The sequence below is a fragment of the Salinirubellus salinus genome, from assembly GCF_025231485.1.
Taxonomy (GTDB): Archaea; Halobacteriota; Halobacteria; order Halobacteriales; family Haloarculaceae; genus Salinirubellus; species Salinirubellus salinus.
Genome location: NZ_CP104003.1, coordinates 1,704,425 through 1,718,119 on the forward strand (window position 1 = coordinate 1,704,425; position 13,695 = coordinate 1,718,119).

14 protein-coding genes are annotated in these 13,695 nt (G+C 67.2%); 5 read left to right on the plus strand and 9 right to left on the minus strand.

Translation table 11 applies throughout. The annotated features are described in order from the left end of the window. Positions 1-2: 2 nt before the first annotated feature. The 3 genes from N0B31_RS09375 to N0B31_RS09385 all read right to left on the minus strand — a co-directional run bounded on the left by N0B31_RS09375 (position 3) and on the right by N0B31_RS09385 (position 2,540). Positions 3-611, minus strand: a complete 609-nt coding sequence (locus N0B31_RS09375; protein WP_368389233.1) for an RPA family protein — start codon at positions 609-611, stop codon at positions 3-5. Next, complete coding sequence (locus N0B31_RS09380; protein WP_260643601.1) at positions 608-1,543, minus strand: replication factor A; 936 nt, start codon at positions 1,541-1,543, stop codon at positions 608-610. Before N0B31_RS09380 ends, N0B31_RS09375 begins: the two co-directional genes overlap by 4 nt. Before the next feature lie 139 nt (positions 1,544-1,682). Continuing rightward, a complete protein-coding gene (locus N0B31_RS09385) occupies positions 1,683-2,540 on the minus strand; it encodes an alpha/beta fold hydrolase (RefSeq protein ID WP_260643602.1) in 858 nt (285 codons plus the stop codon). Between the two features lie 102 nt (positions 2,541-2,642). Here N0B31_RS09385 and N0B31_RS09390 point away from each other — a divergent pair, with 102 nt between their 5' ends. Next, positions 2,643-2,930: a DUF7091 family protein gene (locus N0B31_RS09390; RefSeq protein WP_260643603.1), complete on the plus strand. Its 288-nt coding sequence runs from the start codon at positions 2,643-2,645 to the stop codon at positions 2,928-2,930. 93 nt (positions 2,931-3,023) lie between these two features. Further along, positions 3,024-5,057 (plus strand): DUF7289 family protein, encoded by a 2,034-nt coding sequence (locus N0B31_RS09395; protein ID WP_260643604.1) that lies wholly within the window; start codon positions 3,024-3,026, stop codon positions 5,055-5,057. Positions 5,058-5,066: 9 nt separating this feature from the next. Here the strand turns inward: N0B31_RS09395 and N0B31_RS09400 are convergent, their stop codons facing one another. The 6 genes from N0B31_RS09400 to N0B31_RS09425 form a co-directional block, all read right to left on the minus strand. Further along, positions 5,067-5,867 carry an enoyl-CoA hydratase/isomerase family protein gene (locus N0B31_RS09400; RefSeq protein ID WP_260643605.1) on the minus strand — a complete coding sequence of 267 codons (801 nt, stop codon included), beginning with the start codon at positions 5,865-5,867 and terminating at the stop codon, positions 5,067-5,069. Between the two features lie 272 nt (positions 5,868-6,139). Beyond that, positions 6,140-6,967 carry an ABC transporter ATP-binding protein gene (locus tag N0B31_RS09405; RefSeq protein WP_260643606.1) on the minus strand — a complete coding sequence of 276 codons (828 nt, stop codon included), beginning with the start codon at positions 6,965-6,967 and terminating at the stop codon, positions 6,140-6,142. After that, complete coding sequence (locus tag N0B31_RS09410; RefSeq protein ID WP_260643607.1) at positions 6,964-8,136, minus strand: branched-chain amino acid ABC transporter permease; 1,173 nt, start codon at positions 8,134-8,136, stop codon at positions 6,964-6,966. Before N0B31_RS09410 ends, N0B31_RS09405 begins: the two co-directional genes overlap by 4 nt. Continuing rightward, complete coding sequence (locus tag N0B31_RS09415; protein WP_260643608.1) at positions 8,137-9,003, minus strand: branched-chain amino acid ABC transporter permease; 867 nt, start codon at positions 9,001-9,003, stop codon at positions 8,137-8,139. A gap of 36 nt (positions 9,004-9,039) precedes the next feature. Beyond that, complete coding sequence (locus tag N0B31_RS09420) at positions 9,040-10,350, minus strand: ABC transporter substrate-binding protein (protein ID WP_260643609.1); 1,311 nt, start codon at positions 10,348-10,350, stop codon at positions 9,040-9,042. 126 nt (positions 10,351-10,476) lie between these two features. Continuing rightward, entirely contained in the window at positions 10,477-11,256 is a 780-nt protein-coding gene (locus N0B31_RS09425; protein ID WP_260643610.1) for an SDR family NAD(P)-dependent oxidoreductase, read from the minus strand. 71 nt (positions 11,257-11,327) lie between these two features. Here N0B31_RS09425 and N0B31_RS09430 point away from each other — a divergent pair, with 71 nt between their 5' ends. From N0B31_RS09430 to N0B31_RS09440, 3 genes are read left to right on the plus strand one after another with little or no spacing between them, the layout of a single operon-like run. Next, positions 11,328-12,734 (plus strand): cryptochrome/photolyase family protein, encoded by a 1,407-nt coding sequence (locus N0B31_RS09430; protein WP_260643611.1) that lies wholly within the window; start codon positions 11,328-11,330, stop codon positions 12,732-12,734. 40 nt (positions 12,735-12,774) lie between these two features. Then, positions 12,775-12,981 (plus strand): hypothetical protein, encoded by a 207-nt coding sequence (locus N0B31_RS09435; protein ID WP_260643612.1) that lies wholly within the window; start codon positions 12,775-12,777, stop codon positions 12,979-12,981. Between the two features lie 42 nt (positions 12,982-13,023). Then, a complete protein-coding gene (locus N0B31_RS09440; RefSeq protein WP_260643613.1) occupies positions 13,024-13,572 on the plus strand; it encodes a hypothetical protein in 549 nt (182 codons plus the stop codon). Positions 13,573-13,695: the final 123 nt, after the last annotated feature.

Consider the following 13,695-nt stretch of genomic DNA (forward strand, 5'->3'; position numbering starts at 1 on the left):
GCTCAGGCCTCTATCTCCGGCTCCGGTTCGGCGTCGCCCTCCTCGAGGGACTCCAGCGCCGCGATGACCTTGTCGCGGTACGTCTCGACCGGGAGGTCGTAGCGCTCCTCGGCCATCGCGGCGTACTCGTTGGTCTCGGCGTCGAACGCCTCGATGCGGTCGAGCGTGCGCTCGGCCGTCTCGACCACCCAACGGTCGCGGGTGGCGGCGTCGACGACGCTCACGGACTCGGGCTGGATGGACACCAGCACGCCGTCGCCGTCCTCCGGCTCGTAGGTCCGGGGCTTGCCGACGATGGCGACGTAGGCCGGCGGCTCGATCTCGCGGAGGGTCGCGGCCGCTTCGGGCTGGTACTGCCCGGCGTAGGCGAAGAACGTCCCCGTGGGGTCGACCACGCGGCCGCGCCAGTACTCGGACTCCTCGCCGATGTTCTCCTTCTCGGTGAGGGTGCCGACCACGAACACGCGGTTGGCACGCTCCCCGGTCGGGAGCAGCAGGTAGATGGGTGCACGCTCGTCGTCGGACTCGCGGAACGTGTAGCTCGCGTCGTTGAACTCCCCGGCGAACGCCCGTCGGGCGACCTCGCGGGAGGGGATCTCGGCACTCATTATATCGACCTCGCTCGGATCAGCGTCGCCTCGGCGTCCACGGCGCCGGTCAGTTCCTCCGTCTCGTTGGCCAGCACGTACCGTCCCAGCGTCGGCCCGGTGACGCGGTAGTAGGTGCCGAGCACCTTCGTCCGCATCTCGTCGGCCACGACGGTCGTGTCCAGCGCGTCCATCGCCATCTCCTTGGCCTGTTCCAGCCCGATGCCGGTCAGCGCCTCGGTGGCCTCGCGGTCGAAGATGAGCTCGTGGACGTCGTCGCCGTCGTCGAGCACCCCCTTGATTCGGAGGTCGAACTCGCCCTCGCCCTCGCCGTGCTCGGAGCAGCGGCCGTTCTGGAGGACGCGGGTACAGCCCTCCTCCGGGCAGCGCTTGATGAGCCCCGACCCGGACTGGATGTCGACGAGCGCACCCTCGACGACGGTCGAGTCGTCGCCGACCTCAATCTCCTCGTCCAGTTCGGTGATGCCCGTGGTCCGGTTCAGTTTGATGGAGTAGTTCCCCTGGTACTCGTCGGTGACGACGTTGGATAGGGCGTAGCTCTTGCCCTCCTCGAGTTTCGGGAGTTCGCTCGTCTCGAACGCGACGAACTTGATGGTGCCCGACTCGTCGCCCACGAGTCCGACCTGCGAGATGCTGTCGGAGCGGGGTTCCCAGAGGTCCGCGACCGTGACGCGGACGTCGATCCACTGTTCGTCCTCGTCGACGTCGCCGACGAGTATCGTCTCGTTGTCACCGCCGCCGCCGAGTTCGTCGCGGTCCAGCCCGGCCTCGTCGAGGTAGGTGGAGCGGACGCTCCGGCGTGCTTCGTCCAGCGGGACCCGGTACTCGTTGACGAGGGTGTCCAGCCGCGAGCGGACGTCCTCCTCGGTCAGTCCGTCTATCTTGTCCGAGAACTGCGCGTGTATCTCGGACGCAGTCGTATCTAAATCGCTCATGGTCGTGCTCGCCTCCGCGTGTGTCTCTGTGGGAGGCGTACGTCGGTTGGTGCTCGATGGTATTTAAATATACGCAAGCAGGGTGGAAGTGTAATCACAGGACTGGACGCGCCTCCACGTCGACGACGCCCTCGCTCACTCACTCGGCGAGGAACCGCCGAATCGGGTCGTTCTGCTCGGGGACGTTCAGCGACGGCGCGTGCCCGCAGTCGTACTCGTGGGCCTCCACGTCACGGGTCGCCTGCATCCGCTCGAACGTCTCGTCGGCGAGGATGTCCGAGCGCTCGCCCTTCAGCACCATCGTCGGCGTCTCGATCGACTCCCAGACGGCCCACGGGTCGTGGGCCGTCTCCTCGGTCAGGAGTGGCTCGACCACGCGCGGGTCGTAGGCGGGGGCGAACTCCCCGTCCGGTGTGCGGCGCGCCGACCCGACGGTGAACACCCGCCACTCGGCGTCCGTCATCGGCGAGAACGTGGCGTAGGTCTCGCGGTAGAACGCCTCCAGGTCGGTGAGTTGCTCGAACGACGGCGGGTCGGTGAGGTACTCGACGATGCGGTCGATGCCCTCCTGCGCCGCCTCGTCCTCCGCTGGCGTCGGTCCCACGTCGTTTAGGACGAGATGACTGAGCCGCTCGCGGAGCGGCCCGGCGGCGAGTCCCATCCCCAGCTGTCCGCCCATCGACGTGCCGACGTACCGGGCCTCCTCGATACCCAGTTCGTCGAAGAACCCCGCCAGTAGCTCGGTCATCCGGCTCCCGGTATAGAGGTCGTCGGCCTCGCCCTCGGCGGCCCACTCGCTCAGCCCCCTGCCCGGCATGTCCGGGCAGAGCACGCGGTACTCGTCGGCCAGTTCCGCCGCGAGGAAGTCGAAGTCCCGACCCACGCGCGAGAGACCGTGGACGCAGACCACGGGCGGAGCGCCCGTCTCGCCCCACGCGGAGTAGTGCAGTTCGGTCCCGTCCACGACGACGAACTCGTCGGTCCTGTCGGATGCCATGGTCCTACCGAGGACCCCGGGGGGCCAAAAGTTGGGTGTTGACGTGTGAACCCCGAGGGGGCGGGCCGAACCGCCTTTGTGCCTGCCGGCCCTCGCTCTGACATGGGCAATCGGCGCCGGCTGAAGTGGCTCCTCCGCACGAAACTGCGGTCTGCGGGCCGGCAAATCGAGGAGGCGCGCCAGCAGTACCGCGACGGCGTGGCGAGCGCGAAGTCCGGGCTCCCGCGCGACGAGCGGGGCCGCGCGAAGGTCGTCTGTCGCCGCTACGCGGAGAAGCGGGCCGTCTCGCTCGACGACGCCTCCCGACCACACTGTTTCGACCCCGACTCCGTCGACTGTCGGGGGTGTGTCGAGGACATCCGAGAGGGTGTCGTCGAGACGTGGGAGTGAGCGTGACCGGCGTCGACCGTGCTCACCAGGTGTTTTTTCAGAGACAGAAGACACTGGTACATTTATACGTCTGTTCGACACATGTTAGTTATCGTGTACGATTCGATACCGGTGGGCGACGAGGGGTCCGAGCGCGGACAGGCGGGGGTGCTGGGGTTCGCTCTACTCATCGGTATCGTCGCCGTCGGTGTGACGACCGTCTTGCTCGTCGGTGGGGCCGGCTTGGCCGACACTCAGGAGCGCGTCGAGGTCAAACAGGCCACCCAGACAATGACGCTGATCGACTCGCAGGCGTCGACCGTCGCGCTCGGCGAGAACCCGGTCCAGTCGGTGTCGGTCGATGGGATCAAGCGCTCCGGTACCCTCCAGGCGGAGGCGACCGGCCGTCTCGTCGTGGAGACGGACGACGGGACCACCTACGTCGACCAGGAGCTCGGGACGCTGTTCTACCGCAACGAGGGCGGTGAGGTCGTCGCCTATCAGGGTGGTGGCGTCTGGCGGGGCACGGGCACCGAGAGTCGGATGATCTCGCCGCCGGAGTTCCACTACCGCGATGGGACGCTCACGCTCCCGATAGTGGTGGTCAACCCGGACACGTCGGGCGCGAGCGGTGACGGTCGCGTCACGTTCACGCCCAACGGGAGCAGCCTCTCGCTCGCCCCCGGCGTCATAGAGAACGAGATCCTGACCATCACCATCACCAGCGACTACTACGTCGCCTGGGGTGGCTACTTCGAACAACGGGTCGACGGCGTCACCGTCGAGTACGACCACCCGGCGGATACCGTCGAGATAACGCTCGCCGAACTCGACATCGACGGCGACTACACGACGGGTGTGGTCGCGGCCGGCGACGTCACGGCCGAAAACGGGAACCCGAACATCGAATCCGAGGTCCTCACGAGCGGAACGGTGACCGGCGACGTGAACTGTGATGCGGGTACGGGAAGCGACTGCATCACGGAGGGTTCCAGTATCGACAACACGCCACTCGACATGGCCATCGACCGACTGATGGCCGACTCGGAGGCGAACGACCCGGAGGTGAACCTCGACGACGGTGGGACGCTCGACGACGACGGGACTGGCGACGACGTCTCGTACTACGCCGAGGGGTTCGTCACGAGCGACACCGTCACGTTCGACCTCACCGACGGGAACGTCACGCTGTTCGTCGACGGCAACGTCGGCCTCGACGGAGGGAGCATCCGAGTCGAGAACGGCGAGGATACGAACCACTACGCGAAGGTGTTCACCAACGGGGACTTCGCGATGCGGGGCGGAACGGCGAGCGTGACCGTCGAGAGCGACAACGCCACCCGGTTCCAGATGTTCGGAACCAGTGAGATGCACTTCAACCTGGGTCAGAGCAACAACCCGGGCTACGTGGGGACGGTGTACGCGCCCCGGAACGAGCCGGCCGACGGCGATAACGACCTCGTAGGCACCGGGTCGTTCAACTCCGCGAAGTGCAATACCGACGCCGACTTCTGCATGGGCAAAGGGAGCGGGACGTTCCGCGGCGCGGTCAACGCCGGACCTTTCTCCGTCCACCAGAGTACGGACTTCGTGTATGCCGACGAACTCGAGGGGTTCGAACCCTCGCTGCCGACCGGCGCGGTGCTGCCGCCGCCGATCACGTTCCTCCACGTCTCGGCCAACCGGATCGACGTCACTGGTGTGCCGGGGAGCGAGGACGTGAGCCTGCAGACGGCGACGCCGACACCGGACTCGGACGACGACGGCGACACCGATTCGGATGGCGACGGCGACTCCGACTCGGACGACGACAGTGACGCCGACTCGGACGCCCCATCGGTCGAGTCACTCACCGTCACGCCCGACGGCGCGAAGTTCGACATCACGGCCGACCTGAGCGACCCGAGCGGGGATAGTGACCAACTCGAGGAGGTAGACATCTCCATCGTCAGGAAGAAAAATGACAAAGTGAAGTACGAGAAGACAATCACCATCTCTGGCGACAGTGGTTCCATCAGCCACAAGACGACGGAGCTGAGCAACGAGAAGGAGTACGAAATTACAGTGACGGTCTCCGACTCGGACGGAGGGGACAGCGCCTCGAGCACCGAGACGGAGACGACCTGCCACAAGAACAACGGCTGCTAGCTTTAGCTTCTACTTCCCCTCGAACTCCGGCGAACGCTTCTCCATGAACGCCGTCGCGCCCTCGACGTGGTCGTCGCTCTCGAAGACGGCGGCCTGCGCGGCGGCCTCGAACGCCATCGCGTCGTCGATGGAGCGCTCGAAGCCACGGGCGAGCGCCTGCTTCGAGGCACGCAGGGCGACTGTGGGGCCGCTCGCGATCTCCTCGACGAACGCCGCGACGTCCTCCTCGAACGTCTCGGCCGGGAACGCGTGGTTCACGAGGCCGATGTCGACGGCCCGCTCGGCGTCGACGTTCTCGCCGGTGAACACGAGTTCCTTCGCGGTGTTCGAGCCGACGGCCCGCGGGAGGAAGTAGGAGGTCCCGGTGTCGACGCCGAGCCCGACCTGCCGGAAGCCGAAGGAGACGAACGCCTCCTCGTTCATCACCTGCAGGTCGCAGGCGAGCGCGAGGTTCGCCCCGGCACCGTACGCGAACCCGTCGATCTTCGCCACCGTCGGGAGGTAGAAGTCGTGGACCCGCTGGATGGCACGGGAGGTCTGGTCCTGGATGCGACGGACTGCCTCGTGCAGCGGCACCACGTCGGACATCAGTTCCATCATGGAGTTCACGTCGCCGCCGGCACAGAACGACCCGCCGGAGCCGGTGACCACCAGACAGCGTGCGTCGTTCCGGTCCTCGAGTTCGTCGAGTTTCTCGACGATACCCGAGGAGACCGGCTCGGAGAGGGCGTTCCGGTTGTCCGGTCGGTTCAGGGTGAGCGTCGCCACACCGTCGTCGTCCACGTCCAGTAGGACCGCGTCGTCTGCCATACGGCGGAACGTCCCACCGTGCCCACCTAAACCTTCCCCGGCACGGTTCGGGTCGCGACCTCCCTGGCCCGTCGTTCCGGGGAGTGTATATCAACGACCCGCGGATGCGGCGCAGAAACGCGACAGTAATTAACGCGAATATACCGACTGGAAGGTGCGAGGAACGGACGGGGCACTGCACGCGACGCTGGCGGCGCTACTCGTGCTGGCGAGTCGGCGAGCGTAGAGACAGACAGGGTGAGAGAGCGAGAGCGCGAGAGAGAACGGTCGCTTTACTCGGCCTCGCTGCCGAGGTACGCTTCCTGGACGGTCTTGTCGTTCCGGATCTCGTCGGGCGTCCCTTCGGCGATCTTCGAGCCGAAGTTGATGACGATGGCCCGGTCGATGAGCGAGAGCAGGCCCCGCATGTTGTGGTCGACGACGACGAGCGTCATCCCGTCGTCACGGAGTTCGGTCATGAGCTTCGAGAGCCCCTCGACCTCCTGCCCGGCGAGTCCGGCGAACGGCTCGTCGACCAGCAGGAGGTCCGGGTCCGTCGCCATCGCGCGACCCATCTCCAGCCGGATCATGTCGGCGTGGGGGAGCGCGTCCGGCATCTTGTGCATCGACTCACCGAGGCCAACCCGTTCGCACAGTTCTACCGCCCGGGCCCTCGTGCCGCCACGGAGCCCGGAGGTGGAGAACAGCTTGTTCGGGACGAGCGAGATCTGGACGTTCTCGACGACGGTCCGGTCCTCCAGCGGCCGGAACGACTGGAACGTGCGGGCCATCCCGCCGGCGACCATCTCGTGGAACGGCGTCCCCGTGACGTCCTCGCCGCGGTACCAGACGGTGCCGTCCGAGGGCGGGTAGACCCCCGTGATGCAGTTGAACGTCGTCGACTTCCCCGCCCCGTTCGGGCCGATGAAGCCGAGTATCTCCTGTTCCTGCACGGCGAACGAGAGGTCGTCGACGGCCACGAGACCGCCGAACCGCTTGGTCAGCCCGTCCGTGACGAGGATACCGTCGTCCGGGCCGTAGGAGTCGGTCTGGCTCCCACCGGCCGTCCCGGCGGGGGCGCTCGGTCCCTCGCCGCTCGAGGACCCGGAGTCCGAACTCATCGCTCGTCACCTCCCTCGAGCCCGACCAGTTCACGCAGCTGCGAGACGAACTTCGCGATGGCCGACTCCGCGGGCGTCCGCCCGCCGTCGGCCGCGACTGCGGCTCGCGACTGCCGTCCCTTCACGTACTGGGCGATACGCGGGAGTGCCCCCTCGGGCACGTAGAACAGGAACACGAGCGCGAGCAGGGCGAAGATGAGGAAGTACGAGTCTGCAACGGCGCCGGTCAGCGTCTCCAGCAACGGCACTCCGAAGTCCGGGAGCGCCCGCAGGAAGCGGACCGTCATGTAGAACATCAGGCCGCCGATGGCCGCGCCGGTGATGGTCCCCATCCCGCCGAGGATAGCCGCGACGATGACCTCGATGGAGAGGACGAGCGCCAGCAGGTCCGACGGAGAGGCGACCCCACCGAGCACGCGCGTGTGCAGCGCGATCGCCCCCGCGAGACCGCCGACGGCCCCACTGAGGACGAACGCGAACAGTTTGAACTTCTGCGGGTTCAGCCCCGCGGCCTGCACCGCCATCTCGTCCTCACGGATCGCCGTCAACACCGTCCCCGCATCCGAGCGGGTGATCGCGAGGAACAGCACCAGCGCGAACGCGAACACGCCGAACGCGAGGTAGTACGAGATGATGGTGTCACGCGTGAGGACGTCGATGCCCGTCAGTCCCGAGGCACCGCCGGTGATGTCCGAGGCGAACACCAGCATCGAGATGAGGATGATGGGTGTCACCAGCGTGATGAGCGAGAAGTACGGCCCGTGCAGGCGCAGCGAGGGGAACCCGATGAGCAGGCCGGCGAGCGTCGCCGCGACCACCCCGATTGGAATGGTGACGAACAGCGACAGTTCCAGCTGTGTGTTCACGATGGCGCTGGTGTAGGCCCCGACGCCGAAGAACAGCGCGTGGCCGAACGATATCTCGCCCGTGTAGCCCGAGACGACGTCCCAGGTCATCACGTAGGTGGCGAAGATGAACGCCCCAGTCAGCTGTAACACCATCAGTTCGCGGCCGAGGATGACGCCGATGGGAGCGAACACGGCGAGCCCGAGCAGGGCGAGCACGCCCAGTCGCTGGAGCGTCCCCATCTCGCGCGGGTCGACGAGTTCGAACAGCGAGCCGTCTTCGCTCGGTTCCTCCGTCATCGTGGATTCGGTCTCTCCCGACATCTATCCCTCCGCGAGTTCGCGGCCGAACAGGCCCTGTGGTCTGACGAGCAGTACGACGACGAGCACGACCAGCCCCGCCAGTCCAGCCAGTCGTTCACTCACGTAGAAGATAGTGAGCTGGTCGAGCAGGCTGATGAAGTAGGCCCCGATGACCGACCCGCGGATGGAGCCGAGCCCGCCGAGGACGACGATGGCGAACGAGAGCAACAGGGGGTTCCGACCCATCAGCGGCGTCAGGCTCTGGAACGACCCGAGGAACAGGCCGGCGACACCGGCCAGCGCGCCGGCGATGAGCCACGTGTACGTGTAGGTGCGGTCCGGGTCGATCCCGACCAGCGCGGACCCCTTCTTCGACATCGAGGTGGCCAGGACGGCCTGTCCCGTCTTCGTCCGGTTGACGAAGAAGAACAGGCCGCCGATGAGCACCCACGAGAGGACGAACCCGAGCACGCGGTTGGCCTCGATACCGCCGAGGACAGGCACCTGCCCCGTGACGAATCCCGGGATGGTGACGGCCTGTGCCCCCGCGATGGCGAGGAACACCTGCTCTACCACGAGGGTCATCACCAGGGTGAGTATCAGCACGGCCACGGGGTTGTCCCCGACCGGTTTGATGATCCCCTTGTACAGGGCGAGGTTGAACACGGCCGGGACGAGCAAGGCGACCACGGCACCTGCGTAGATGCCGAGGCCGAACTGGACGGCGTAGTACGCCGAGTACGCCCCCAGCGTGATACTCGCGCCGTGCGCGAGGTTCAGGACCCCACCGACACCGAAGATGAGGGTGAACCCGATGGCGACGAGCGAGTAGAGCGCGCCGAGCAGTAGGACGTTCACAACGACTGTCGCGATGGATACGGATGCCATATGATAGTTCTAGGGAGAGAGTGGTGAGTTGGTCGCTTACTGGTTCCAGGGGGCCGGGACGTACTCTCCGGTCGCCAGGTTGTCGGGCCAGAGCACCTCCTGGACACCGTTGCCCTCGGAGTCGGCCTGCCACTGGAAGAACACGCCAGTGGTGTAGTCCTCGCCGAAGCGAACGTCGTGCGGGAACTCACCGTCCTGGCCGAAGAACTCGATGTTCCCCGCCGTGCCGGTGTAGGAGATGTTCTCGAGTTCCGTCACGAGGTCGTCGGAGTTCACCGACTCGGCGCTCTCGATGGCCTCCTTGAGCATGTACATCGCGTCGTACGCGCTGTATCCGGTGTACACCGGGTAGCCGTCGTTGGCCTCGTTGAACGCCTCGGCGTACGGGATGGTCTTGTCGGTGATCTCGGACGTGGGAGTCGCCGTGGTCTGTGAGAACGTGGAGATCGCCGCCCCCTGTGTCGCCGAGTAGAACGACGGCAGCTGGGTCGGGACGTGGATGCCGCCGTAGCCGAACGGCCGCTGTTGCTGGGCCCACTGGACCAGCGAGTTCGTCCCCGTGTGTGCGAGTGCGGTGAAGGCCCCGTCGATGTCGGACGCCTCGAGCTGGTCGTAGACCGGCGTGAAGTCCTCGGTCCCGGAGGCGACCCGGCGCACGTCGACGACGTCGACGCCGACCTCGTCGACGAGGCGGCTCTCGATATCGCTCGTGATCGGCTCCGTCCACTTGTAGTCCTCCGCGAGGACCGCGACGGTCTCCCAGCCCATCGCCTCGAACTGGGAACCGGCGTACTGGATCATCGCCTCGAGGAGGAACACGGAGTTCACCGGCCCCACCCGGAACCAGTACTTGTTCGTCTCGTAGTCGTCGGCGACGAGTGCCGGGGCCTCGGTGCTGGCCGCCCCTGCGGTCAGGTGGACCGTCTCTGCACTGGCGAACTCCGGCATGAGCGCGAGCAACTGCTCGGAGCCGAAGATACCGACCGTGGCGTGTGCCCCCTCGGTCGACGTCAGCTCCTGGTAGCCCGTCCGCGCGGTCGAGGGCTGGTCCATCGTGTCGCGCGTGAGTACCTCGACGTCGGCGCCCGCGATCCCGCCGTTCTCGTTCATCTCGTCTGCCGCGAGCTGTGCGCTCTTGAGGATCGAATCACCGAACGGGGCGTCGGCTGGCCCCATCGCACCGATGGTGATAGTGTCGGGGATACCGCCGTCGCCGCCACCGCCGCCAGTTATCGTCTCTGTACACCCAGCCAGCGCCACCGTGGCGCTGCCCGCACCAGTCGCCTTCAGGAACGAGCGGCGGTCGACACCGCTCGCGACGCCCTTCGGCTTTCCATTGTTAACCATGGCAGTCGCTCTCACTTACGCTACACCAAGCATAAATCCACCGTCGATGATTGCGTCCCAACGTAAATAGGACGGGAACTTTCCGACATTCGGCGTGCAAAATTTACCGACCCGTGCGCGGCGAGGTCAGCGAGCGGTCCACCCGCCGTCGACGGCGAGTGTCGTCCCCGTGACGTAGGCGGCCGCGTCGCTGGCGAGGAAGACGACCGGGGCGGCCACCTCCTCCGGCTCGGCGAACCGGTCCAGCGGCGTCCGTTCCTCGATGGACGCGCGCAGTTCCTCGTTCTCGGTGAGGTCCTCGGTCAGGTCGGTGGCGACGTAGCCCGGCGCCACGCAGTTCACCCGCACGTCCGGTGCCCAGTCGATGGCCATCGACTTCGTCAGCCCCACGAGCCCGTGTTTCGAGGCGACGTAGGGGTGCTGGCGCGGCAGGCCGACCAGCCCGCCGACGCTGGCGACGTTCACGACACACCCACCCGTCTCCTCGAGGTTCGGGGCCGCCGCCCGCGCACACGCGAACGCCCCACCGAGGTTCACGTCGGTCACGAGGTCCCACGCGTCCTGGTCGACACGGTCGGGCGTCCCGAGCGCGTTCGCGGGGTTGATACCCGCGTTGTTCACGAGGACGTCGACGGGACCGAGTTCGGCCTCGACGGCCTCGAACAGCGCGTCCACGTCGTCGGCGTCGGCCACGTCGCAGGTGAGGAGGGCGCTCTCGCCGCCCCGCTCCTCGACGCCCGCGACGACGGGTTCGAGGTCGGACTCCGTGCGCGCCGTGGGTACCACGTCGGCACCGGCGTCCGCGAGGCCCAGTGCGATGGCCCGTCCGATACCGCGTCCACCGCCCGTCACCACGGCCGTCCGGCCGGTCAGGTCGAACCGCTCGTCCACTGCGTGTTCGGTCATGGCGGCTCGACTGCCGGCACGCACATAAGGCTACCCGGAGCTTCATGCGGTCCCCGCGCCTCCGTCGAGATATGCGCCTGCACTGGCACCGGCAGGACCTGCGGGGCACCGACAACACGGCGCTCGCGTGGGCCGCCGACCACGGGGACGTGCTCCCCGTCTTCGTCTTCGACGACGCCGTCCTCGAACACGGGTCGTCACCCCGCGTCCGCTTCATGCTCGACGCGCTCGCCGATCTCCGTGCGTTCTACCGCGAGCGTGGCGGGGACCTGCTGGTCCGCCACGGCGACCCCGCCGTGGTGCTGCCCGCCCTCTGCGAGGAACTCGACGCCGAGGGGGCGCTCTGGAACCGCGACTACTCCGGACTGGCACAGGCACGCGACGCCCGGGTCAAGGAGGCCCTCGCCGACCGCGACCTCGAACGTCAGTCGTTCCACGACGATATCCACCACGAACCGGGGTCCATCACGACGAACCAGGGCGAGCCGTACTCCGTCTACACCTACTTCTGGAAGAAGTGGCGCGACCGGGCCAAGGCCGACCCCTATCCCGCACCCGAGTCGGTCGTCGACCCGGCCGACCACGCTGTCGAGGCGGGCGAGATGCCCACCATCGAGGAACTGGGCTTCGAGGAACCGGACTGCAACGTGGAGCCGGCGGGCTACGAGGCCGCCCGCGAGCGGCTGGACGCCTTCTGCGAGTCGGCCGTCTTCGAGTACGACGACCGGCGGGACTATCCGGCGGACCGCGCCACCTCGAAGCTCTCGGCGCACCTCCGCTGGGGGACCATCGGTGTCCGCGAGGTGTACGCCGCCACCGAGGACGCGACGATGGCGGCCGAGACGGAGACCGAACGCGAGAACGTGGAGGCGTTCCAGTCACAGCTCGCGTGGCGCGAGTTCTACACCCACGTCCTCTACTTCAACCCCGAGGTCGTCTCGCAGAACTACAAGGAGTACGAGCACGGCATCCGCTGGCGCGAGGACGGCGAGGAACTCGCGGCGTGGAAGGCCGGCGAGACGGGCTACCCCATCGTGGACGCCGGGATGCGCCAGTTGCTCGCGGAGGGGTACATGCACAACCGGGTCCGGATGATCGTCGCCTCGTTCCTCACCAAGGACCTCCTGCAGGACTGGCGCGAGGGGTACGACCACTTCCGCGAGCACCTCGTCGACCACGACACCGCCAACGACAACGGCGGCTGGCAGTGGGCGGCCTCCACCGGTACCGACGCCCAGCCCTACTTCCGCATCTTCAACCCGATGACGCAGGGCGAGCGGTACGACCCCGACGCCGAGTACATCAGGGAGTACGTGCCGGAACTCGCGGACGCCGACCCCGACCAGATACACGGCTGGCACGAGCTCTCGCTCCCCGAGCGCAAGGCCGCCGCCCCCGACTACCCGAACCCCATCGTCGACCACTCGGAACGCCGAGAACAGGCGCTGGCGATGTTCGAGGAAGCGCGGGGGGAGTGAGGACGGTTGGGGGTGACGGGTCGACCGCTGGTGGGGGCCCGTGGTCGCCGACGGGACCCCACACGCACACCGAGTAGAGGATGGCGACCGTACCGACGCCGACGAGTGCAGTCGTGACGTATCCGGCGTACGGGACGACGAGGTGCCGGACGCCGAACAGCGGACAGTCGAGGACGCCCCCGACGTTGTCGTGTCTGACCCGCCCGTGTCGAGCCGGTCTCCCCCAGTTCTCACACCCCCCATCTGATAGGAAGGTTCAAACTCCCCGAATGACACGTTTCGACCCATCATGGACCAGACGACTGCCCGAGTGCTCTCCATCGGGATGGCGTTCCTCGCGGGCGTCCTCGTCGGCGGCGTCCTGCTGACCGCCTTCCCGCTCGGGGGCGGTGGCCCCTCCATCGTCCCGCCAGACCCCGAGAACCCACCCGTCTCCACCTCGATGGGTGGCCCGAGTTGCTGGGACCCCGAGGCCGACCTGAACCCGAACGCCGGGTGGGTCCACGAGGTGGCCGCGGGCGTCTCATACCCCGTGACGCTGAACGCGACGGTCGTCCACCCGGCCGGGACCGAGGTGGACGTCAGCGAGAGTCCCGTCACCCGCCGGTCGCCGGGCGTCTACGAGATCACCATCCGGACGACCGACGCCACGGACGGCGGCCCGACCGGGTGCGAGCGCGTCCGGACGACGCTCGAGATCGCCGCCTCGCTCCCGACGGAGTACGAGCGACTCGTCGTGACGGCCGAAGGGTACGACGACCCGCTCGTCGACGCCGAGCGCGACGACACGACCGCCGACCTCTACCCCCTCCCGAACCCGATAAACGTCACCGGCTGAAGGGTTCGTCCGGATCGGGTGACGGTCGCGTAACCACCGGACTGAAACGCCGTGTGTGGCCTGCTACCTCGGGACTACGAACCTTTAACAGTCGGCCGTGAGATAGGTAGGACGGAGGTTACA